20 protein-coding genes are annotated in these 23,624 nt (G+C 43.0%); 12 read left to right on the forward strand and 8 right to left on the reverse strand.

Going from position 1 to position 23,624, the window contains the following annotated elements:
- Positions 1-54: 54 nt before the first annotated feature.
- Complete coding sequence (locus V7K40_RS21210) at positions 55-2,343, reverse strand: cytochrome c peroxidase (protein ID WP_334963127.1); 2,289 nt, start codon at positions 2,341-2,343, stop codon at positions 55-57.
- Between the two features lie 281 nt (positions 2,344-2,624).
- On the opposite strand from V7K40_RS21210, the gene V7K40_RS21215 reads away from it, so the two are divergent.
- The 6 genes from V7K40_RS21215 to V7K40_RS21240 all read left to right on the forward strand — a co-directional run bounded on the left by V7K40_RS21215 (position 2,625) and on the right by V7K40_RS21240 (position 12,873).
- A complete protein-coding gene (locus V7K40_RS21215; RefSeq protein ID WP_334963129.1) occupies positions 2,625-3,548 on the forward strand; it encodes a DMT family transporter in 924 nt (307 codons plus the stop codon).
- A gap of 429 nt (positions 3,549-3,977) precedes the next feature.
- A complete protein-coding gene (locus V7K40_RS21220) occupies positions 3,978-5,765 on the forward strand; it encodes an alpha/beta hydrolase (protein WP_334963131.1) in 1,788 nt (595 codons plus the stop codon).
- Positions 5,766-6,463: 698 nt separating this feature from the next.
- Positions 6,464-8,044 (forward strand): reverse transcriptase domain-containing protein, encoded by a 1,581-nt coding sequence (locus V7K40_RS21225; RefSeq protein WP_334963133.1) that lies wholly within the window; start codon positions 6,464-6,466, stop codon positions 8,042-8,044.
- 449 nt (positions 8,045-8,493) lie between these two features.
- A complete protein-coding gene (locus tag V7K40_RS21230) occupies positions 8,494-10,902 on the forward strand; it encodes a DUF4214 domain-containing protein (RefSeq protein WP_334963135.1) in 2,409 nt (802 codons plus the stop codon).
- Between the two features lie 487 nt (positions 10,903-11,389).
- Positions 11,390-12,274 carry a tRNA pseudouridine(55) synthase TruB gene (gene truB, locus V7K40_RS21235; RefSeq protein ID WP_334963137.1) on the forward strand — a complete coding sequence of 295 codons (885 nt, stop codon included), beginning with the start codon at positions 11,390-11,392 and terminating at the stop codon, positions 12,272-12,274.
- A gap of 164 nt (positions 12,275-12,438) precedes the next feature.
- Positions 12,439-12,873 (forward strand): transposase family protein, encoded by a 435-nt coding sequence (locus V7K40_RS21240; RefSeq protein ID WP_334963139.1) that lies wholly within the window; start codon positions 12,439-12,441, stop codon positions 12,871-12,873.
- A gap of 239 nt (positions 12,874-13,112) precedes the next feature.
- Here V7K40_RS21240 and V7K40_RS21245 read toward each other — a convergent pair whose 3' ends face one another.
- Positions 13,113-13,490 (reverse strand): response regulator, encoded by a 378-nt coding sequence (locus tag V7K40_RS21245; protein WP_334963141.1) that lies wholly within the window; start codon positions 13,488-13,490, stop codon positions 13,113-13,115.
- A gap of 685 nt (positions 13,491-14,175) precedes the next feature.
- Here V7K40_RS21245 and V7K40_RS21250 point away from each other — a divergent pair.
- From V7K40_RS21250 to V7K40_RS21270, 5 genes are all read left to right on the forward strand, one after another.
- Positions 14,176-14,406, forward strand: a complete 231-nt coding sequence (locus V7K40_RS21250) for a transposase family protein (RefSeq protein WP_334963143.1) — start codon at positions 14,176-14,178, stop codon at positions 14,404-14,406.
- Positions 14,407-14,460: 54 nt separating this feature from the next.
- Entirely contained in the window at positions 14,461-14,688 is a 228-nt protein-coding gene (locus tag V7K40_RS21255; RefSeq protein ID WP_334963486.1) for a hypothetical protein, read from the forward strand.
- Positions 14,612-14,848, forward strand: coding sequence for a transposase family protein (locus V7K40_RS21260; protein WP_334963488.1), 237 nt, complete (start codon positions 14,612-14,614; stop codon positions 14,846-14,848). The genes V7K40_RS21255 and V7K40_RS21260 overlap by 77 nt, the downstream gene beginning before the upstream one ends.
- 288 nt (positions 14,849-15,136) lie before the next feature.
- Positions 15,137-15,454: a hypothetical protein gene (locus V7K40_RS21265; protein WP_334963145.1), complete on the forward strand. Its 318-nt coding sequence runs from the start codon at positions 15,137-15,139 to the stop codon at positions 15,452-15,454.
- Positions 15,451-16,311 carry an alpha/beta hydrolase gene (locus tag V7K40_RS21270; RefSeq protein ID WP_334963147.1) on the forward strand — a complete coding sequence of 287 codons (861 nt, stop codon included), beginning with the start codon at positions 15,451-15,453 and terminating at the stop codon, positions 16,309-16,311. Before V7K40_RS21265 ends, V7K40_RS21270 begins: the two co-directional genes overlap by 4 nt.
- A 184-nt stretch (positions 16,312-16,495) precedes the next feature.
- Here the strand turns inward: V7K40_RS21270 and V7K40_RS21275 are convergent, their stop codons facing one another.
- From V7K40_RS21275 to carA, 5 genes are all read right to left on the reverse strand, one after another.
- Positions 16,496-16,804: a DUF1816 domain-containing protein gene (locus V7K40_RS21275; protein WP_334963149.1), complete on the reverse strand. Its 309-nt coding sequence runs from the start codon at positions 16,802-16,804 to the stop codon at positions 16,496-16,498.
- 87 nt (positions 16,805-16,891) lie between these two features.
- Positions 16,892-18,019, reverse strand: coding sequence for a 23S rRNA (guanosine(2251)-2'-O)-methyltransferase RlmB (gene rlmB / locus V7K40_RS21280; RefSeq protein WP_334963151.1), 1,128 nt, complete (start codon positions 18,017-18,019; stop codon positions 16,892-16,894).
- 96 nt (positions 18,020-18,115) lie between these two features.
- A complete protein-coding gene (locus V7K40_RS21285; RefSeq protein ID WP_334722576.1) occupies positions 18,116-18,595 on the reverse strand; it encodes a ribonuclease III domain-containing protein in 480 nt (159 codons plus the stop codon).
- A gap of 574 nt (positions 18,596-19,169) precedes the next feature.
- On the reverse strand, positions 19,170-19,541 hold the full coding sequence (locus V7K40_RS21290; RefSeq protein WP_273769590.1) for an STAS domain-containing protein: 372 nt from the start codon (positions 19,539-19,541) through the stop codon (positions 19,170-19,172).
- A 420-nt stretch (positions 19,542-19,961) separates the two neighbouring features.
- Complete coding sequence (gene carA, locus V7K40_RS21295) at positions 19,962-21,128, reverse strand: glutamine-hydrolyzing carbamoyl-phosphate synthase small subunit (protein ID WP_334963153.1); 1,167 nt, start codon at positions 21,126-21,128, stop codon at positions 19,962-19,964.
- A 315-nt stretch (positions 21,129-21,443) separates the two neighbouring features.
- Here carA and V7K40_RS21300 point away from each other — a divergent pair, with 315 nt between their 5' ends.
- Entirely contained in the window at positions 21,444-22,493 is a 1,050-nt protein-coding gene (locus V7K40_RS21300; RefSeq protein ID WP_334963155.1) for a retroviral-like aspartic protease family protein, read from the forward strand.
- Here V7K40_RS21300 and trpD read toward each other — a convergent pair.
- Positions 22,423-23,514 (reverse strand): anthranilate phosphoribosyltransferase, encoded by a 1,092-nt coding sequence (gene trpD / locus V7K40_RS21305; RefSeq protein WP_334963157.1) that lies wholly within the window; start codon positions 23,512-23,514, stop codon positions 22,423-22,425. The two genes, V7K40_RS21300 and trpD, sit on opposite strands and share 71 nt — an antisense overlap.
- Positions 23,515-23,624: the final 110 nt, after the last annotated feature.

Genomic DNA, 23,624 nt, shown 5'->3' on the forward strand with positions numbered 1-23,624 from the left:
GTTTTCCCCCTGCTGCCCTACTCCCACACCTGAGTTACTAACTGAAATTGCTAGTTAGTTCAGGAAATTTCGAGTGCCAGTACCACCATACCTACCAACAGCAGGAATTTCTAGTAGGCTATCCGTGGCTTTGCCAGTACCGTCATTGGTAACAGAGGTAGAGTTACCCGGATGTCCATTCGGAACGAACAGTTGCGGGTGGTCAAAGGGCGCTTTCTCATACCGAACTCGCTCATCAGTCAGTCCCTTTAAAAAGGCGACCAATTGCTGTTTTTCTTCTGGTGAGAGATTCAGCGGCGGAAGAACTCCAAAGTCACCACCCCGATTGTAAAAATCAACCACTTGCTCTAAAGTCGCCTGACCTCCATTGTGAAAGTAGGGAGCAGTGAGTTCCACATTGCGAAGTCCAGGTGCTTTGAAGGCTCCGTCTGCAAACACAGTTTCATTAGGACTCAACGGTGGACTGAGAATGGGGGGGTTTTCGCCGAGGAGAGCCTGAAATTTCCCTAACTGAGCCAATCGTGCCTCTGAAAGCGGATTACCTTGGCCGTTACCAGATAAACCGTCATTACCACCCAAACCGAGATCGTCCGTAACAGGTCTGACGCCGATATTGAAGAAGCCATTGTCCTCAGGGGATCTTGCACCAATCGGCGCACGTTTGATTCGTCCCTCTTTAGCCACGTTGCTCACTGAAGCAGCTGTTAATTCTGATCCAACGTGACAACCAATGCACAGACCTTTCCCCTCAAACAGTTGTTTACCTAGTTGCTGCTGCTTGGTTAGGGCTGTGGTGTTTCCTTGCAAGAAGCGATCAAAGGGCGTATCATTGGCAATAAGTGTAGACTCGTACAACTGAATTGCAAGCCCAAAGAATAGCGAGAAGTTATACTCCAACAGTGTGTACTCATTGGTTTGGGAAGAGTTATCAGGCGTGTTGACAAAAGTCCGTCTACCTTGAGCATCAACTTGGATGAGTCGATTAGATTTCCACCACTGCGGCTTAAAGGCATCTTTAACCAGCTGCTCGTAGGTTCTATCCTTCAGTCCGGGTAGAGGCGATCTACTGTCTGCACCTAAAACGCTGTCTTGTGGATGCACAACCTGTTTGCCTAGCGGTCTGAGGCTAGTTAACTTTTGCGCCAGTACTCGAGGGAGCTTTGTACCGCTAATTGACAGAACATTTTGCACCAGTCCGTTGATAGATTTTATGTTGCCAATTTGCCCCAAATTACCAGTAATATCTTCAACAGAACTGAGTAGCGGGTCAACCAGAGTATCACCAATATTATCTAGATTATCTAGCGGCAGTCCGCTGCTAGATCTTCTGTTGTCAATTCGCCCGAACTTATCACCAATTTCTTGAAAAGTGCGACCATCAGCAGACGACTCGAAGGAACTGAGTGGTGGGCCGAGCGCCTGGGAAGCCAAAGACGAATTATTCAGGCTGATTTTGACAAATTTGAGCTGATTTGGGTTTTCTGCTTTTACCACAGAGGCGTTAGGGTCTCTTAAACCGAAGGGATTCACCCCATTAAAGATCCGTTGCGCCCTTCCATCCCAGAAGTTGCGGAAGTTGAATACAGCGTTAATTACGCTTGGCGTGTTACGCGCCTGGACGCGGCGCACATTCGTACCTCCCACGTTAAATACCTTATCTGGCTCGGTTTTTGCTTCGTCTTCCGCGCTACCAGGTTTAACATCAACAAACTTCGTATTGGAGACCCCTTGAGAGGAACTGACATCGTTACGGTCAGACACAACGGTCTTGGGATCATTCGGGTTTGACAGCTTGTGGAAGGGAAAATCTTCTTTTCTTTGCTGGTAGTTTGGCGCGCCACCGACATTAAAAACTGTATCCGGATTCGGTGTGCGATCAGCGTTAACCCGCAAAAGCCCAGGAGAAATCTGATTTTTGGATCTATTGTCGGCTCCAGCATGGAAGTGACAACTAGCACAGGAGGTCAGTCCGTCGCTCCCAACCTGTATATCCCAGAAAAGAGTCTTTCCTAATTTGATCGCGGCTACTTTGTCTTTTACAAAGTCTCCAAGATTGCCAGGTTCTGGAACCGATACGGTCTTGAGCGAAGCTAGAGGCGGCGTAACCTGGGCTGATACAGTATTTCCAGCTATTACTGCTGCTAGAATAATCGCAGCAATTGTTATAGTCCTTAAAAATCTTGATTTCAGGTGGTTAATCTTACCATATCTGAATCTCCACTCTTGGGGCTTTATTTTTGTCACCAAAAATTTGAGCAAAAATCGACCTTTTGAGGTCAGTAGCAAGTAAATTGATAAGCCTGTAATAAAGACTACTAAGCCTATGAAGGGTATAAACCCCATAGTTTTTTGTAAAAAAATAACAACGGATAAATTATATACTTACGTGAAATTGATAAATTTAATATTCATGTAAAGTAACTACATAAATTTACAAATTTTATGTGAACAAAAAACGCCATATGACTATCAAGAAATTGAATAGGAGAGGTAAGCTGTTCTATTTTAATTTGCATTAACTAAGCTGCTAATATCCTTTATCCACAAGAGTTTGATAAAATATAGCTATGCAAAATAGATGTGTTTCAGCTTGTTATTAGCCCTACTTTGAGTAGGATATTTGAATGTCACTGCATCAAAGTTCTGGTCGGTGGCGCTTAGGGCTAGCGTTATCGTTATTGACGGTCTTATTGTGGGGAATTTTACCTATTGCTCTGACGGTAACTTTGCAAGTGCTTGATGTATATACCGTCATTTGGTTTCGCTTTTTGGTATCTTTTTTCCTACTTGCTGTGTATTTAGGAATACGCGGTAAATTACCAAAGTTAGAACAATTGTTTTTTGCTTCTGGGAAATTATTAGCGATCGCTACAATCTTTTTAGGAATTAATTACTTTTTCTTCATGCAAGGTTTAGCACTAACATCACCTGCTAACGCTGAAGTTCTCATTCAATTATCTACCCTTTTATTAGGTTTAGGAGGGTTAGTAATTTTTAAAGAACGTTATCGACTGTATCAATGGATTGGTATAAGTGTACTAACTTGCGGTTACCTTTTATTTTTTGGTGAACAACTAAGGAATTTAATTACAGCGCATGGCACATATATACTAGGTAGTGTTTTGATTGTGCTAGGAGCCGCAGCATGGGCTATTTATGCTTTGGCACAAAAGCAGTTATTACAATCTTTATCTTCTTCTAGTATCATGCTGATTATTTACGGGGGCTGTGCTTTATTATTCACTCCTCTAGCCAGAGTAAAATCGCTTTTTATACTTGATACTTTACACTTAGGAATGTTGCTTTTTTGTGCTTTGAATACTTTAATCGCTTACAGTGCTTTTGCCGAATCATTAGAACATTGGGAAGCATCACGAGTAAGCGCAGTATTAGCTTTAGCTCCCATTGTAACATTAATATCAGTCGGAGTTGTATCAGTTATTGCACCTTATTGGATACCAGCAGAACACTTCACTTTCATCGCAATATTAGGAGCAGCTTTAGTAGTCACAGGCTCAGTAGCGATCGCTTTGGTAAAAGCTGATTAATAGAAAGGATTTTCCGGATTTTTACTGGATTTTTCATTTAGTGAATTTGTGCCATATTCAAAGCTACAACATAAATACTGAGGCAGAATATTTTTTATTTGTTATGATTTGATGGTGAAGGAAAACTACTGGAGTCAGCCTCTTGTAAGGTGGATATTTTACTCATCTGTGTGACTCCGTAGTATCTGATTTTTGACTTTATAGCCAAGATGAAAATTCTTAAATAAGAATCAAAAATCAGAATTCAGGAGTCAGATAAAGCTTTTTCTAATCGTCAGTCATACACAATTGATCCTGAATTATAACGACTGACTCCTAAATTCTGTTTTGATAAAATTGAGGCTAATAATTTAAGTAAAACAAGCAGGGTGTCCGAATAACTACCAAAGCCAACACCGAATAAAAACAGACCACCGAAACAGTTGAGCGATGAATAGTTTGTTTGGTAATTGGGCCAGCACCCTGAGAAAAAATTTCTTGTTGCTGGTTCTTTCAATGATGCTGCCAACGTTTGGAATTAGTAATTCTGTCTTGGCAGCAGAGCGGATTTATGCATCTTATTCAGCTTTAGAGCTTTCTATTTCAATCACTACTTTAGAAAAATACACTAAAACAGGTGTAATTGACGACGATTTGGCAGCCTATCAGCAATATCTGCCTCTTCAACAGCTTCAAGAATTGCGGCAGATTTTACTTAATCGTGTGAAAGTTAGTCCGGTAGTACTTTCGCAATTTCTCTACACACCGCAAGGAGAACTTTTGCTGCATCGGTTGGCGCAAGTGATTAAAACCAAATCTTCTCAACCAGAACCAGAATTTCATACTTTGCGTTCGGCAGTAATTTTAGCCTCTGCTGAATCAGGAGGCTTGACACTTTTGAATGTGTTGCGTAAATATCCCACCAACAGGATTAACCTTGATGTAGTGCAGACTTTGGAAATAGCTACAGAATTGGAGAAACTTGTTAATAAAACCCATCGAGCGATCGCAGCAGTTACCCAAGAGTCTAAGATTGAAGCTGATACCATAAAACAACCAATTTTCTCGCAATTGTCTGATTTACAGGTTCCGGGAAAGTTTAAATCACAAAAATATGCCCTGAAGTTTTTCGACTCAACCCGCAATCGACCTTTATTAACTGATGTTTATATTCCCAATGTCCAGAATGCTGCACCCGTAATTGTGATTTCTCACGGCTTGGGTTTAGACAGCAGCAACTTTCAATATTTAGCCACTCACCTAGCTTCCTACGGATTTGCCGTCGCCGTTCCCAATCATCCTGGTAGTGATGCTAAACAATTACATTCTCTGTTGAATGGACGCGCCAATGATGTAGCAGAACCAAGTGAATTTAAAGACCGACCTTTGGATATAACATATATATTGAATCAATTAGAAAAAGGTAACCAATCTGATTCACGATTTAAAGGTCGGTTAAATCTGCAACAAGTTGGAGTATTTGGTCAATCTTTGGGAGGCTACACAGCTTTGGCCCTGGCAGGCGCTAAAATCAACTTTGAGCAGCTAAAACAAGACTGTCAACCAGCGGCGCTGCAAAATACCTGGAACATGTCTTTACTGCTCCAGTGTCGTGCTTTAGAATTGAACATCAGCAAATCTGCCAAGGATTATAACCTGCGGGATGAGAGAGTAAAAGCTGTGATCGCAGTTAATCCCATTACTAGTTCTATTTTCGGCAAAGCTGGCTTAAGTCAAATTAAAACTCCAGTGATGATTGTCAGTAGTAGTGATGATACAGTTGCACCAGCTTTATCCGAACAAATTCTACCTTTCTCCTGGTTCGCTAATTCACAAAAGTATCTCGTGATGCTTGTAGGTGGCACCCACTTTTCCACCATTGGCAATGGTAACCCTGCAAATCAACAAGTAGCATTACCTGCCGATATGATTGGTGATGCTTCTCAAGCGCGTCGTTACATGAATGTTTTAAGTTTACCTTTCTTCCAAACTTACGTCGCTAAAAGACCAAAATACGTCTCTTACCTCAACGCCGCCTATACCCAAAGCATTTCTAGTAAGTCTCTTGGATTGAGTCTCGTCCAGTCGCTGAGTAAAACCGAATTAGCACAAGCACTTGGTAGCGATCGCCACAAAGCTCAATACTTTCAAAAGAAAGCCTCTAACTTCATACTCAACTTTGGATTTTGGATATTGGATGTCGGCGTTGCAATGCTGCATGTGACGATTTTTATTTAATAATTACATCTAAAAATTCAAGTCTGTCCCTCTCCGGGCCGGAGAGGGACAGGTTTTGCGTAGTCAAACCAGAGAAAGGTCTTTTTATTAGCCTAATTAAGGGGCTGCTTCCACTGTGATCAGAGGCGGAGAATGCGTGCGATTCGTTGCTTAGGGAATCACGGTAACCAGCCCGTACATAACTAAGCCAGCCCGACAGCAGATCACTGCCACCAGAGGCTGAACTCTCGGTCAGATGCAAGTGTAAGTCTTGCCATTCAGACTCAGAATTGACTCCTTATCTGCCCACACCGAACAAGCTCGATTCTTGTAGAGTGAAGCTGGGAACAGGGCGCAATCAGACGACCGTTGCGGGTTGACACTGGCGCTAACAGGGAGTTCCTATGATGAAACCGAGCCTAAAAAAGCGACTTACCGTCAGGCAGGGCGCAACTCAAAATCCCCTGACCTCACTGGAGCTTACTCCCGCCGAACAATGCATTCAGTAACGGCAAAAGAGTCTAGGGAATCCAGTAGTCGAATTGGCTACATCTAACGGAACAAACAATCTCTCCGAGGGAACGAATAAAAACGAACTGTGGGTCTAGGGGCAGTCGAACCCCAAGTAGCCCAGACGAGCGGAGGAATCCCCACAATTCGGGTAGGACAGACCGTAATTGGTCTGAGGTGTTCAGAAAATACAAACTCTAGAAGAGAAAATGATTAGACACAGTAAACATACTAGTGAATCTTGGAAAGCCTTACCGTGGAAGAAATTCCGCCGAAATCTTTTCCGCCTTCAAAAGCGCGTATTTAAAGCTGTTCAAGTTGGAGACAAGCGGAAGGCTAGGTCACTCCAAAAGCTTATTCTTAAATCCACCTCGGCTCGATTTCTTGCAATAAGACAAGTATCTCAGCTAAATGCTGGCAAAAAGACGGCGGGTATTGATGGTAAGAAATCCCTCTCATTTGAAGAACGCTTCAACCTTGAAGAACTACTGAAAATGAATAGTGGAAATTGGAAGCATCAAGGACTACCGGAAATCCCCATCCCCAAGAAGGACGGGACTACCAGAATGCTAAAGATACCAACCATCGCGGATAGAGCTTGGCAATGCCTAGCAAAATATGCACTCGAACCAGCACACGAAGCCACTTTCCACGCCAGGAGTTACGGGTTCAGAACTGGGCGCTCTGCCCATGATGCACAAACGTACATTTACAACAACCTCAACTCCTCCAGAAATGGAATAGAAAAAAGAGTTATCGAACTCGATATCGAAAAGTGCTTCGACAGGATTAATCACTCAGCAATAATGGACGAACTCATCGCCCCCAAAGGCTTAAAACTCGGTATTTTCCGATGCCTCAAGGCAGGGGTAAATCCAGGATTTCCTGAACAAGGAACCCCACAAGGGGGAGTGGTCAGCCCATTACTAGCAAACATTGCACTCAACGGGATTGAGAGTATACACAGATACCACTACAACTACAAAATAGGTTGCAAGGTACACGACAAGACTTCAAACAAGTCAATTAAAGAACCATCAGTCCGGTACGCGGATGACATGGTTATTATACTCCGACCCGAAGACGATGCAACAGAGATACTTGAAAGAATCAGCGAGTTTCTCCGCAAACGCGGAATGAATGTAAGCCAAAAGAAAACCAAAGTTACCGCCGCGACAGATGGGTTTGATTTCCTCGGCTGGAACTTCAAAGTTCAAAGCAATGGAAAGTTTAGAAGTACTCCCTCATTGGATAACTTTAAAGCGTTCCATAAGAAAGTAAAACACATCGTCAACAACTCGAATTATGGTTCTAAAGTGAAGGCTGAAAAGCTATCACCAATAGTTAGAGGTTGGAGAAATTACCATAAGTTCTGCAAGATGGACGGGTCAAGGTATTCCCTTTGGTTCCTAGACCATAGAACTTACACGGTATTCAATAAGGAATCAAAACAGACACGCCAATCTAGTGAAAAGCTAGTTAATAAAGCGTTCCCATCAGTTTCCTACTCCGAAAACAAACACGTCATGGTCAAAGGAACAAAATCCCCCTATGACGGAGATACAGCTTACTGGAGCGAACGTAAAAGCAAGCTCTACGACGGCGAAACCTCTAAAGCTCTTAAGAAGCAAAACCATAGATGTGCTTCCTGTGGTCTGAAATTCATCGATGAGGAACGGGTACACCTGCACCACATCGACGGAAATCACGCCAATTGGAAGAAAAATAATCTTGAAGCAATTCATGAGAGTTGCCACGATTACAAACACATGAGCAAATGCGAAAGCTGAGAACATCGGAAGCTGGGTGCGGCGAAAGTCGCACGCCCAGATTTAACTGAGAGGTGCGGGGAATAATATCCCCCATCGACTCAACCAGAATATCTATTCGACTGGTTTCACATCACAATGCAGATAAGTAAGTAGGTGTGAATAATTAAATTAGCCTGATTCTTATAGTTGTTTTAGCTCTGGCAGTTATTTCCATTCCTTCAGCTAATCTCTATCTCTGCCTCTTGTCAAGGGGGTTGAGCAATTACTAAAATCAACCTTTGAACTACTTAATTGTATAAAATCAACCGTTAAACTACTTAATTATATAAGAGTGCTCTCAAAACAGTTCAGTATAAACACTGGATGATTTTATGCTTGAGTTTGCCAAACTATCGACTAGTGATTCAAAAAGTGAACCAGCTAAAACTAAAAATAGTCTTGACATTAATAAAGAGTGAAATAGAACTATGACTACAGCAGACAGGAATTCAATTACCCAGCTTTATGTGACCTACTTCAATCGTGCCCCTGATCTCGTTGGTCTTAATTATTGGGTAGGGCAAGGTCAACAAGGCGTATCTCTTGAAAGTATTGCTACTAGTTTTGGTACTGCACAAGAGTCAAAAGATAAATATGCTTACTTGGCCTTGCCTAATATCTCCGATCCCACTGCATTTGTCAACTCAATCTACCGTAATGCTTTCGGTCGGTCGGCAGAGCAGACAGGATTGGACTATTGGGTTAATCTGTTGAAAACTCAAGGATCGAATCAAGCTTCGACCTTTATCCTCACATTAGTTCAAAGTGCTAGCGGTTCAGACATAACAGCTTTGCAAAATAGGGTTGACATTGCCACGCGGTTTACCAATGGACTGCTGAATAATAATATTATCTCACCACCTTCGCAGGCATTTACAGATTCAACAACTATCCTCAATACGATTACCTCTGACCCTGCATCAGTTACAGCAGGTAATACGGCGGTTGATACAAAGATCACTGGTTACATATCAGCAGCGACAGTCGGTATAAACAGTGTTCTGACAACCTCGCTATTTGACAACTTAATAGGTACAGCAAATAATGACACGTTCGCAGGCGCTAACACTGGTACATCAACAACAGATCAAGTCCAAGCCACTGACAAGATAGATGGTGGTGCAGGCACTGATACCTTCCAATACTTAAATGCTAATGGTACTGCTGCTGTCCCAACTCTATCAAATGTTGAAAAAGTAGAACTTATAAATCCTACTACTGGTGCCACAATTGACTTCACTGGCAAAACTACAGGTCTTCAACAAGTCACTATTAAAGGTCTATCTAGTACCCTAGCCGCTTTTACTGCCAAGGGACTTAGTGGTATTACCTTTGGTGTTGAAGGTGCCCCCCTTACCGCCGGTGCCACCCCTACCACGACTGTCACGACGCTCACGGCTGATTTTGGTTCTACTACCACTAGTGCAAACTTGTCCATCAAGGATGCCATAGTCACTACGGCTGATTTAAACACAGGCAGTATCAACGCTGCACTCACTACCCTTAACATTGCCGCTGATGGTTTAGGGAATAATTCTATTAAGACATTAACACTACCAACGGCTACGACATCCCTGAAAATTACTGGTGCTGGCACACTAGATTTAGGTGCTACTACCTCGACGACAGTATCAACGATTGATGCCAGCGCAAACACAGGCGGTGTTAAGGTGGCAGTTGGTGTCGTAAATACTACCTTCACGGGCGGTAGCGGAAATGATACCTTAAGCTCTGCATTAGCCAACTTCGACGCCAGCGATAAGCTTGACGGTGGTGCAGGCACAACGGATACATTAATACTTACGGGTTTGACTGTTGAACCCACTGCCACTCAATATACAGCTCTCAACGCTGTCAAAAATTTTGAAGTACTGAACTTATCAGGTACTGGTCTAACAGTCGATGGCAGTAAGATTACTGCTTTTCCAAACGAGATATTCACACTAACGTCAGCAAGTAATATCGCAGTTACTGGGGCGACTGCAAGCAATACCTTTACCTTGGCAGGTACTGGGTCTAGTCTAGCAGGTTCTACAGCTAATACATTCGCTCTCACTGGGACTGGTGCTGCTAATATCGCGCTTCAAGATACTGCGACAATCAGCGCTTTAAACTTAACTGGTGTTACCACGCTCAACATAACATCTAAGAAGAAAGATGCTGCAACTGCTACTAATTCGATCACACTAGGCACTGGTCTAGGCACTGTTAATACTAGTACTGTGGCGATTAAAGTGACGGGTGACAGCGCCCTCACAATTGCAACGCCCACCATCAATGTAAATATTGACGCTACTGGTTTCCAAGCAGCTTTAACCGCTAGTGGTGGTGGTACCGGTGGTAGTAACATATTAATAGGTGGTAATGGTAATGACATCTTAACAGGTGGTGGTAGTGGTACTACTAGTAGATTAGTAGGTGGTCTTGGTAAAGACGTATTAACAGGTGGTGCTGGTACTGACACCTTTGTCTTCTCGATCGCAGGTTCCAATGCAGGAAGCTTTACAGGGGGTACTACCGATACCTATGATACCGTTAATACTTTCACGCAAGGAACAGATAAAATCGAACTTAGTGGAAGTGTATTCAATAGCGGTAGTTTGACTAGTCAGTCGGCGGTACAAGCAGCCGTCGCTAGTGCAAACAGCTTGAGCACCGCACTTGCAAGTGCTGCTACGGCAATCGGCGCTAGCAAGTTTGGTGCTTTCACATATAGTGGTGATACCTATATCTTGGGTAATGATGCCACTGTAGGTACTCTGAATCAAAGTGATCTACTGATTAAACTCGCCGCCGTTACTCCGACGCTGGCTGCTGGGGACTTTATATTCTCCTAATCATCACTCTTATTTGAAAAAAGAAAGGACTGATCTATTATGGTTAGTCCTTTTTTTGGGTTCCTATACTAATACCATTTTACTTTTTTGATGATAGAGCAATCCTATTTTGATTTGCTCTCCACGGAAAGGCTCAAATCCTAAACTTCTTCAAGAAGTCGGGGATCTTTTTGTTCATAAACCACATCTATTTTGAGAACCATAGTTTTTAAAAGTAGTGGGAACATCTTTCTGCCATATTGTCGTAGCAGGCAAGATGCCCACACTACTCCAGGTTTCAAAATGGACAAGGTTTAACTCATTTAGGATCGGACTTACGCACTGTACAAATTCATCGTCATGCAGCATCGGCGGTAAGAGCATATCTTCAGCCTGGTTAATGCGTATAAATTAATGCTTTATGAAGTATTAACTGCTGAATATTGATGTTTTGAGCATTATATTGATGAGTATTTTATAGAATTTAGAAGCTGTAACTATTGCTTTTGTGTTATTTCAAGGTTTTCTTAACTTAAACAAACCATTTGACTGGACTTCCCACGACTGTGTAGCGCGGGTGCGAAAATTGTTGCGCCTCAAACGTGTGGGACACGCGGGAACCTTAGATCCAGCAGCTACCGGGGTATTACCGATCGCCCTTGGTAAAGCCACAAGATTATTGCAGTATCTGCCAGAAAACAAAGCTTACAAAGCCACCATTCGGCTGGGTGTGCGTACTACAACCGATGATTTACAAGGTGAAATCATCACTTCTCAACCTTGTGCTGGATTGAGTTTAGCAGAGGTGAAAACTGCACTGGCACAATTTGAAGGTAAGATTGAGCAAATACCACCTATTTACAGTGCAATCCAAGTGGATGGTAAACGTCTCTATGACTTAGCACGCCAAGGTAAAACGGTGGAAGTTCCAGTGCGAACAGTGGAAGTTTTTCAGATAGATATTTTGGACTGGAGAGAAGGAGATTTTCCCGAATTGGATGTGGCGATCGCCTGTGGTTCTGGTACATATATTAGAGCGATCGCTCGTGACTTAGGTGCAATTTTAGAAACTGGTGGCACTCTTGCGGCTTTGATCCGCACCCAAAGCAGTGGTTTTGATTTAACAGATAGTCTCACTTTCACAGACTTAGAAACTAAACTGCAAGCCCAGACATTTCAACCTTTTGTACCTGATACTGCCTTGAAACATTTGTCATCTGTAACTTTACCAGCAACATCTGCTCAAAAATGGTGTCAAGGTCAGCGAATTTCTCTAACTTTCGATGTTTCTGGAATAGTGAGAGTTTATGATCAAGAGACTCGCTTTTTAGGTATTGGGCAATTACAAGACGAAGTGTTGATTCCCCAAATGGTTTTTGAACCTATTTCTTGAAAGTGTGGTAAATTGAAGGTTTTAATTTGAACACAGAGTTTGGGCACAATCTGTAAAATTATCACCAATAGTAAATTAAATGGGAGCTTTACCCAATAGACACGTCCGAAATATTAACTAAAAGTCAAAAAAATAGTAGAACGGAATTTTGACCGTCTACCAAAATGAAAAATCCACTTCATTATATTCAAGAATATCCGCACCGAACAAAACAAATTTTGGGAATAACCAATCAACAGTTTCGTGATTTGTTGAACATCGCCGAAATCCACCATAACTTACTTCAATCAGAGATAAAATGTCAGGAGGTACGGATAAACTCCAAAGGAGGAGGTCGGAAACCGAAACTGGGCATTTCCGAAGAAGTATGTTTATATCTATTTTATTTAAGACAAATGCCAACATTTGAGGTTTTAGGGTTACAATTTGGAATCTCAAAAACTGAGGCTAATGATACATTTCATTACTGGCTTGTCATCCTGCAAAAAATATTACCAGCCAGTCTCCTGGAACAAGTTGAAAAAAATGAGAGTGATTATGCGATCGGGGTTGATGTGGTTGATTGGTGCAGAGTAAAGTACATTCTCTTCATCAACTGAACTCAACTCGACAGACCATCAGAAAGCATCGGACTCACGCTCCTGTTGCGCCTTTGACCGCATCCACAGTGCCTCCGACCGCATACGCAGCGCTTCTTCTAGAGCTTGTTGTGCCCAATCCACCTTTAGTAACAGTCTGAGTGAAGATATCAATTGCGGCATCGACTCTAAAACTTTTTCCACTCTCTCCACAACCCCTCCCGTGCTTGCTATTCACGTTTGGTTCAAATCAATTAACTTCACGATAAAATTGATTTGACTTTTTTGACAAATACATCAAGTTTAACTGGCTTGCAAAGAAATCCAGCTACTTCATTGTTGATAAATTCTTCTTCATTATTGCCTGATACAATCAAAATTGGGAGAGTATTTAGTTTTAAATTTTGCCGAACATAATTAACTATATCCCAACCGCTCATATCTGGCATACTTAAATTTGTAATTAGTAAATTAGGTTTGTTCATCTGAATTTTGTCAATTGCCTCTGAACCACTATTTGCAGTTGACACCTCATAACCTTCTGATTCTAAGATGAGTTTCATCATTTCAACCATTGGTTTAATATCATCACAAACTAAAATATGTTTAGTATAATTCTCTCGATTAATCTTGCTCATTATTTACTTGAAGTTAGAAAAAAGCTTGTAGTTTGTGAATCAACTAAAAAAAATTGCTTAGTCTTGTTTTTAAAAGAATACTCTTCATTACTAAACTTTTTCTTCTATCTGCTGAACAAGTTCAGGCAGATAAAGCATGGTTTAATGTTTAAGTCCCGTTAACAGAGGCTAACTTAACCAACCGAGCAACAATGTTGCTCCCGCATTGTTTTGTGCAGATGGCGAAGAGTATGCGGCTAACTCGGTTGCAAGGCATACCGAGCGTATTCGTTTTTGATGATCGAATAACATTCACAAGATGTATCTTCCAAGTCTGACCGTTCAACGTTTAGAAGGCTAATTTCTGTACAAAAACCACTATTGACAAGCGTCTTTAAGAATTTTTCTCTCTGATGACGACAAAAGCTCATCTGAGTGACCAGACGCTAAAATTTTGGCGGCAATAACCGCTTTTTGATATGACATACTGCGCTTAACCAGTTCCGTGCAAAATATTTTTTCTCTTTCTTCTACTGGTGTAAAGAAATTACTTGGCATTGCTAAACAGATGTAGGACGATAACTTTAAATTTACACCCGCTTCACGTAGGAAGTCGGTTCGGTGTCGTACATTAGACTCATCGCACAATTTGAAGCACCTGAATTTCAGCAGAATTGTTGAAATCTGTCTATTTTATTTAAGACAAATGCCAACATTTGAGGTTTTAGGGTTACAATTTGGAATCTCAAAAACTGAGGCTAACGATACATTTCATTACTGGCTTGTCATCCTGCAAAAAATATTACCAGCCAGTCTCCTGAAACAAGTTGAAAAAAATGAGAGTGATTATGTGATCGCAATGGAACTCTTGAAGGAATTTAAATTAATCGTGGACAGTATGGAACAGCCACGGGAACGGTCTTCTGACAATCAATAACAGAAAGAGTATTTTTCGGGTAAGAAGAAACAGCACACATTTAAAAACCAATTTATTACCTTACTATCAGGAAAAGATATTGTAGATGTAGAAGTGGGGGAAAAGGGAGCAACCAGTGATATTAGCTTGTTTCGTGAGCAACAAGAAAAGTTTGAAGCCAACCAAATGTTTGAAGGGGATAGAGACGTATCAAGGAGGAGAGAATATTACGACCCCCCACAAGAAGCCACGAAAAGGAGAATTAACTGCAAACCAAAAAGCAGAAAACAAAGAATTTTCTAGTAAACGTATCTTTATTGAACATGTGATTAGACTTGTCAAAATATTCACAATTGTACGACAAAGATTTCCACTCAATTCTCGGACTTACGAGCAGGTGATTCTTACCATCTGTGAATTAGTCAGGCTAAGAATTGGTGCATTAATTTTGCCATTATCATAAATGTTGTAAACATCCGGTCTGAGATGAATTAGTCATCAGCATATTCACAGATAGTTGTTATCAGCAAGTATCTAATAGATGCTTTTAGAACAGCTATGTATGAGTCGATTTTTCGATTGGTTGAGCCTTAATCGTGACGTATTTGCTTCTTATAAAGGCAGTTTGGGCTTAATTTTTGTCCAAGTCCCGTTAATAGATTATCTCCAGAAGCTTGAACTCTAACTAAACACTGGAATGCTTCGCCACTAGCCGTGTGACACAATTAGAAGAATAATATAAGCAACTGCTATGACACAAAGGCTAGATCGGATTGAAGCAATTCGAAAACGGACAGCACAAAGCGCTGAAGCGAATACGACAGCTATAGATGGTAATAGAGTAGCCATAGAAGCGAATAGAGTTGCGATCGCCCAACTACCCTCAACCGTAAATTCCTTGGTGCAGGTAGTTGAAATCCATCAGCTCAACCATCAAGCAACTCAACATAACTTTGAAGGAATTGTCACTGAACTCAGAGAAATCAGATCGGAAATTAAAGGCTTGAGAACTGAAAGTCAACCCATTCTAGAACATTTGTTCGGCAGACAGGAGAACGGGGAGTCATGAGCGATCGCCATACCACCACTGCTGCACATCTTAATGTCTACATCCAAGGTCAAGGATTCCCCATTTTGGGCTTACACGGTCATCCTGGTTCTGGTCGTAGTCTATCTGTCTTTACCAATCATTTATCAAAACGCTACAAAACTTTTGCCCCTGATTTACGTGGATATGGCAAAAGTCGCTGCAATAGCAATTTTGATATGAATGACCATTTGACCGATTTAGAAGCGCTGCTAGACCGCTTTAAGATTGAAAAGTGCCTAGTATTAGGATGGTCACTTGGGGGCATTTTGGCAATGGAATTGGCATTACGTTTGCCAGAGCGTGTTACAGGGCTAATTTTGGTGGCTACAGCCGCAAAACCGCGTGGCAGTCATCCGACCATCACTTGGCAAGATAATTTATATACTGGTGTTGCTGCCCTAGTAAACTATATAAAACCGAGTTGGCAATGGAATATTGAAACTTTTGGCAAGCGATCGCTTTTCCGCTACCTAATCCAACAACATACATCTACCACTTACAACTACATCGCAACCGTTGCAGTACCAGCTTATTTGCAAACCTCTCCTGCTGCTACTCGCGCCCTTTATAGTGCAATTCAATCAGGATACAACCGACTTCTAGATTTGCAACAAATACAATGTCCTAGTTTAATACTTGCTGGTGACCAAGACCGCCACATTACATCTGATTCCAGCTTAGAAACTGCTCAACACCTGCAAAATTCTCAGTGGCAGTGCTATCCCAACACTGCCCATCTTTTCCCGTGGGAAATTCCCCAGCAGGTGCTGAATGACATTGACCATTGGCTCGAAGAACATCCGCAGGTAATTGGTATTGATACTGCCCACGTCTAAAGTAGGAGAGATTCTTGAACAGTCAATATAGACTTTCAAACGTGTGTACCAACCGCCCCGTCAATAGTCAAAAGTCCAAGGGTTTTTAACTATTGAACAAATAATTCGTAATTATAACTCGAAATTACGAATTACGAATTACGAATTACGAATTACAAACTACGAATTGTGTTCATTCTCTGGCCTAATTTAAAATTTGACCGCCAAAGGTAGGCTGTACTTTGCGGTCAATCTTTTCCCCCAAGTCGTCAGCGATTGTTAAAGTATTAGGTTTGCAGCGCTTGACATTTACAGCAATTCCCTGCGCTCCTTCTACTTCCAAATCTTCTATATATCCGGTACTTGACAATTTTGCATCAGAAGAACTCAGAAATGGTCCGAAGTAGTACGTGCAGCGGGGATTCTGCGTCACAATCTCTACCCACCAAGCCAAGCCGAGGTAGTCGAATGTGTTAATCAACACTTCCTTGAGGTTATGCCAAATGGTTTTCATGATTTTCGCCGATTTATAAACGTGCTACAGGGTATTAAACGATATACTACTTGATTATCTTTTACATTTCTTTATACTCTTTTACTATTATTTTTTCAAAGAAAATTTTTGTAATTTATCTAAGTGCAGGGTATTTAGCGATCGCTGCCGATAAATTTCATAAAGCGCCATACCTGCTGCTACGGAAGCATTGAGGCTGGGAGTCTTACCCTGTAGAGGAATTGATACTAAAAAATCACAGGAGCGTTGAGTTAACATACTCAGACCTTCGCCTTCTGAGCCGATTACCAAAACGATTGGACCAGTGAAATTGACTGTATGCACGGGTTCGCTCCCACTTGCAGCAGTGCCGTAAATCCAAAAGCCAGCTTCTTTTAATTCTTCTAAGGCGCGGCTAAGGTTGACAACTCTAGCTACAGCAAAATTTTCTAAAGCACCTGCTGCCACTTTCATAACAGTGGAAGTGATCCCAGATGCCCTTCTCTGGGGAATCACCAATCCTTGAGCGCCTATTGCTTCGGCGGTGCGAATAATTGCTCCCAAGTTGTGGGGATCAGTAATTCCATCAGCCACGACAATTACAGGATCGGTTATAGCTTTTGTCTGTTCAATTAGATCCGGCAATTCGATGTAGGCATAGGGAGCAATTTGTGCCGCCACACCTTGATGATTAGCCCCGTTGGTGAGATGGTCTAAACGCTTGGATTCAACCTCATCAATAACTGTGCCATTTTCCTTCGCTTGCAAGAGAAAATGGTGAAAGCTGGGATCGTACCGCAGACGGGTAGTAATCCAGATCCGGTTGAGATTGCGCTGATTTTGCAAGGCACTCAATACTGGATGACGACCGTAGATGAGATCACTATCTTCTTCTGTCGGTGTAGATACAGACGCCTGGGAGAAGTTGCTATTTCGTTGTCGGGAGTTGCCAGAAACGGGGTTATTATCTATTTTTCTGGAATTACGAGTGGGATCAGCAACAGAAATGGGGTTGCTATCTATTTTCCTGGGATTGCGAGTAGGATTAGCAACAGAGATGGGGGTGCTATCTATTTTTCTGGGATTACGAGTGGGATTAACGACAGAGATGGGATTGCTATCTATTTTCCTGGGATTGCGAGTGGGATTAGTAACAACACGCTTACCCTGAACTTTTACAGGTTGTCCACGATTTGGTTCGCTAGAAGTCTTGACTTTTCTTGGTTTATTCTGCATTTGAGTTATAGATATAGCGTATAGTTAGTTGATCATCCCGATTACCTCAATTTCTTGAGCCTAATTTACTGCTGTGGCTACTGTGAAATTGAGTTTTCACTCTTTTTCTACATGAAGTATTTGCAACAGTTCGGTTAGACGCTGGTAATCAGTGAGATATAAGTAGCCGATTAAGGTTTCTAGACTAGTTGCCTGTTGATAAATTTCGGGATTAAGTCGCTTTGGGCGTCCTGTAGCGGCGTTTCTACCCCGTCGGACAATTTCTAATTCAGTGTCTCTTAGATGAGGAATCAGCGATCGCAAATGTAGGGCTTGTGTTTCCGCTCTTACCTGCTCCACTACCAGACTATGGTAAATTCCTGACCGCTGCAATGGCAGCAGATAGAACATTCTAACATACAACTCATAAATTGCATCCCCCAAATATGCTAAAGCAGTAGGAGAAATTTGTTGTACTTGTGAAAGGGAAATCTGTTGGAATGGCCCTGTGGTTGCCAAGAGTGCTTCAGTCCAAGATAAACTCTGTTTAGGAGTTTCATCTTGTCCATCTAATAGCTCTTCCTCCTGTGACTTCACAAATAAATCATTCCTTGACGGGCTACATTTGGCAGGCATTCTTCGCAAAGACTGATTTTTCTGAAGTATGCCATGATAGTATACTTAGCATAATCAATACTATCAAAATTACTTCCTAATTTCATCTTTTTGCTTGAGAGTTGGCATTTTAAATCACCCTGATGTCAACGCCTACAAACCGAATTTCGCCTACTTCTTGTGGTCTGTGCCTAAGATAGAGTAAAATTTGGACATCAAATTCACCCTTTTACTTGATCACATTGTCAGGCTTACTTAGTAAGCGACAATTTCTAACTATACAGTATCAAGTCAAGTTTACATATAGACAAATCTGCTGGCTTTGTATTTGCTAGAACTTTTTCAGACTTAATTGTTTATCCAAATATTCTAGCCAACGATTATATACTCAATAACTGGGTGTCTATATCTTTAGTTATTACTCAACTTTAAACATAATAACTTAACTGGCTTTGTGCCTCCCCCACAAGGAGAGAGGTTTTCTGCCAGAAGTTTTAAAAATTAAGCTATCCAATGTTGAATCTGGATAGCTGAATTGATCTCTCGGTTCAAGCAATCAAGATTGCTTAACGTTTTCTAGAGCATCTTCAACTGATTTTTGCAGGGAGAGAAACTTCTCTAGGCGAACAAGCTTGACCGTTTGAGTTACGCGAGCATTCGTGACAATTTGCAAAGTGCCTTCAGCAGTTTGAGCCTGCTTGGCTAGCTGCACCAAAGCACCCAAGCCAGAGCTATCAATAAAGTCGATTTGTGAGAGATCCAAAATAATGTGCTTAGGACCCTCGTCAATCTTGCTGCCAAGTACTTTGCGAAATGTTGGTTCAGAAAAGGCATCTAACAAACCTGTGAGGCGGAATAGCTGGCAGTTATCCCGGACTTCACGAGTGCCCCTCAGGCTAACGGTTAGATTCAGTGGTTCAGCAATAATTCCCTCCTCATGAGTTAAAGTGAACGCTCAAGTATAGATGGTTTTTGAGCAAGTTGTCTACAATCTTCTGGGGCATTGGGGATTGGGCATTGAGGATTGGGCATTAGAAAATTCTTTTCTAGTCCCTATGCCCAATGACGCCACTTGCTCCACTTAGGGAGACCCCAGACGCAAGGGTAGCGTAGCGTAAAGCCTGCGGCATGGCAACTCTTAGAGACGCTCTTGCGTTCGCTTAGAGCGACTGTACGTAGCGTCTGACTCGCTACCGCAACTCTTAGAGACGCTCTTGCGTTCGCTATCGCCCTTGGCATCTCCTCTTCTCCCATTCGTGAGAGGCTAACGCCTGCCGTAGGATGCCCAAAGGGCTGTAGGGAGAAGACCGCAGTGGCTCCCCCATGTTCCATGCCGTATTCCCTATTTTTACCTAACCTCGGCTGCCACGGCTTGACGTACTGTTCGCATGACTTGAACAAATTGCTCAAACAAGTAATCAGCATCGTGAGGACCAGGACTGGCTTCTGGGTGATACTGTACGGAGAATACAGGCAGAGATTTGTGACGTACCCCGGCAATGGTGCGATCATTTAAGTTCAGGTGGCTGATTTCCACAACTCCCGTAGGTAAAGAATCTGAGTCAATAGCAAAACTGTGGTTTTGGCTAGTAATTTCTACCCGTTGTTGTAAGCCCGCAGGCTGATTTAAACCACGGTGACCAAATTTAAGTTTATAGGTTTCTCCCCCTAGTGCATGACCTAAAATTTGGTGTCCCATACAAATCCCGAAGATGGGTTTTTGACTTAACAGGAGGGCTTTGGCAGTTGCAATCCCTTCGGTGACAGCAGCAGGGTCGCCAGGCCCATTAGAAAGAAACACACCATCTGGATTGTAGTTGAGGATTTCCTCTGGTGGCGTATCAGCAGGCACAACAATCACCCGACAACCGTAACTTACTAAGCGACGCAAGATATTGCGTTTTACACCAAAGTCAAGGGCAACAACGGTAAAGGGTTCCCCAAGATTTTCCGCAGCCTCAGAGTTGAATTCCCAAGCTGGAATTGTGGGATCTAACCATTCATAAGCCGTTGGGGTGGTAACTTCACGAACCAGATTCAATCCTGCCATGTTGGGAACCGCCTGTACCTGCTCCAGCAATTCCGCCTCATCAAGAATGTCTGTGGAAATACCACCGTTCATCGCTCCAAACATCCGAATTTTGCGGGTGAGGGCGCGGGTATCGATGCCGTATATCCCTGGTACTTGGTTTTGTTTAAGGTAGTCAGGTAAGGATTGTATTGATCGCCAGTTACTTGGTCGGTGACAAATATTGCGCGCGATCGCACCCCGCACTTGGGGGCCATCTGATTCCTCATCTTCAGGATTGACGCCAGTATTCCCTAATTCAGGATAGGTAAAAATGACAATCTGACCGCAATAACTAGGGTCAGTCAGTACTTCTTGGTAGCCAGTCATGCCAGTGTTGAACACCACTTCTCCGATCGCGGTTCCCGTAGCACCGAAAGACCAACCGCGATAAGTGGTTCCATCTGCCAGGACAAGTAAAGCTGGTATTGCGTCAGTCAGGGGCATAGGCGATAAATTATGGATTGGGTATGGGGGAGCCACTGCGTTGTCCGGGTTCCCCGGCTTGTACCCCGTAGGGGATCTTGCTAGCAAGAGCGTCTCCTTAGGAGAAGCAAGTGGCGGCATTGGGCATGGGGCATGGGGCATTAATCAGTTGTCCCCCCTGCTCTTTCATCTCTCATGCCTCATTTCCCAATACTGCGATTGTTAATTATCCCATGAGTTGAGCAATTGGGAGTTTTTAAAATAGTTAATTAAAATTAAAAGGGAATTAAAGTAGCTGGAGTGGATTTGGCAAAGCTTGGGCAGTTAAAATTAATTATGCTTCACTCCTTTTTATCCCGTGCAACCCTAATTTTCCTATCAAGCGCTCTAGCGGTTTTGTGTGTTGCCTGTAGTGAAGACAAAGGGAACATTGCGACTGGTGGCAATGAGCAACCCTCGCCAATTGGGGATCTGCCATCAATACAGCCTGCCGTCGAACCAGCAACACCAACAGCTACCCCAGAAGCACAGCCGCTACAGCCGTCTGAAACTGAACCAAGTCTTTTTGAGATGGGGCTAGACAAAGCCGTTGGCGCTTGGAGTATCAGCCAATCTGCTCAATCCCCAGGTGATTGGACTTTGGTGGCGAATCAGTACCAGGATGCGATCGCGCTGATGCAAAGAGTGCGGCGACAAAGCCCAGAATTTGCGATCGCTCAAACCAAGATTACTGAATATCGACGCCAAATCAAATATGCCAAACAGCAAGCTAATCCTCGGCCTGTGCGCGTTGCCGAACCGAAGAGGATAATAGTTCTTGTTCCCCACACAGTAACCACACCAAAGTATACCTCACCTCTATCGCCTCTACAAGAAACTAAACCGTTACCACCAGAGCCACGTTTGCCCTCATCAGTAGTGCTGATTCCAGATGAAGCAGTATTTACAGCCCCGATTAAAAGGCGAATTGGTGGAACGCCAATTGTCGAAGTTACCTTCAATGGCCAGCGACAATTTGAGATGATTGTGGATACAGGAGCCAGTGGCACTGTGATCACCCAAGAGATGGCCGATGCTTTGGGTATAGTGCCAGTAGGGAGAGCTAAGGCAAACACCGCTAGTTCTAGAGCTGTAGAATTTCCTGTGGGCTATGTTAATTCGATGGCAGTTGGCGGGGTAATAGTGAATAAAGTAGCAGTAGCGATCGCAGGGGCAGAACTAGAAACTGGACTTTTAGGACATGACTTTTTTGGCAACTACGATGTTACCATCAAACGTAATGTGGTAGAATTTCGCCCGCAATTGCGATCGCAAATCAATTCCCCAGAAACTCAACTAACTGCTCCAACTTTGTCCAAGCCGCGCCACTTTCTAGGATATCCTTAGCTACTTTAATCCCTTGGGCGTGATCCAGCAATGCGATCGCACCCGCTACTTGCAGCGCCAACGAAGCATTTAAGGCAACTGCATCTTGTTGCGCCTGAGTTCCCTTACCTTGGAGTACCGCCTTGAGAATCACTGCATTCTCTTGGACATCCCCACCCCGAAGCATACCTATGGTAGCAGGCGTTAAATCCAAATCCAGGGGATTAATGGTAGTTACCTGCACTTCTCCATCTGATAACACCGCCAAGTCAGTTTCATCTCCTAACCCAGCCTCATCGAGTTTTTCTCGCCCATGCAGCACAATCGCCTTTTCCTTGCCCAAATTCTGTAAAGCTTCAGCAACAGTTGCCAAAAGTTTGGGAGTAAATAACCCTACCACTTGCCCAGTTGGACGCAAGGGATTTACTAACGGTCCAAGCAAATTAAAAACTGTTCGCACTTTCAAAGTCCGCCGTAATGAGGCAACCGCCTTGAGGGCTGGATGCCAACCAGGCGCAAATAAGAAAGTGATCCCCACCTCTTGTAGTGCAGCTTGCACCTTGTCACTAGAGGCACTCAAGTTTACACCCAAAGTTTCCAATACATCAGCACTCCCCGTGAGACTTGAGGCTGAACGATTGCCGTGTTTTGCGACGGGTACGCCATAGGCTGCGGCGACAAATGCAACTGCTGTAGAAATATTAAAGGTTGATGAACCATCTCCACCAGTGCCACAGGTATCTATTACAGTGCTGTTAGCGGTAGCGGGGCGTTTAGCCTGTGGTAAGTGCTGAGTATTGAGTGGGGAACATTGAGATTGTAATACTTCAGCCATGCCGGTCAACTCGTCGGCAGAAATGCCTCTAAAGTTCAGCGCTGTTAAAATAGCCCCTGATAACTCTGGGGGAACCGCTTCACTCAGCCAACCTTGCATCAATTCAGCAGCTTGAGTACGGGACAAGGATTGGCCATCTATTAATTGTTGCAGCAGGATATACCAGCTAACAGAGGATTCTTGAGCAGGGATTGGGGAAGTTGTCATCGCTAAGGTTTGTGGTGTTGTAGGTGTAGCTACGTTAAAGGGTATGGGAGCTATCCTACCGGAAAATTGGGAGTTATCAAAGTTAGATAGGACTTACGCAAAAACCCTCT

Origin of the sequence: Nostoc sp. (assembly GCF_036917195.1) — a bacterium.
In the GTDB taxonomy this organism is placed as follows: Bacteria; Cyanobacteriota; Cyanobacteriia; order Cyanobacteriales; family Nostocaceae; genus Nostoc.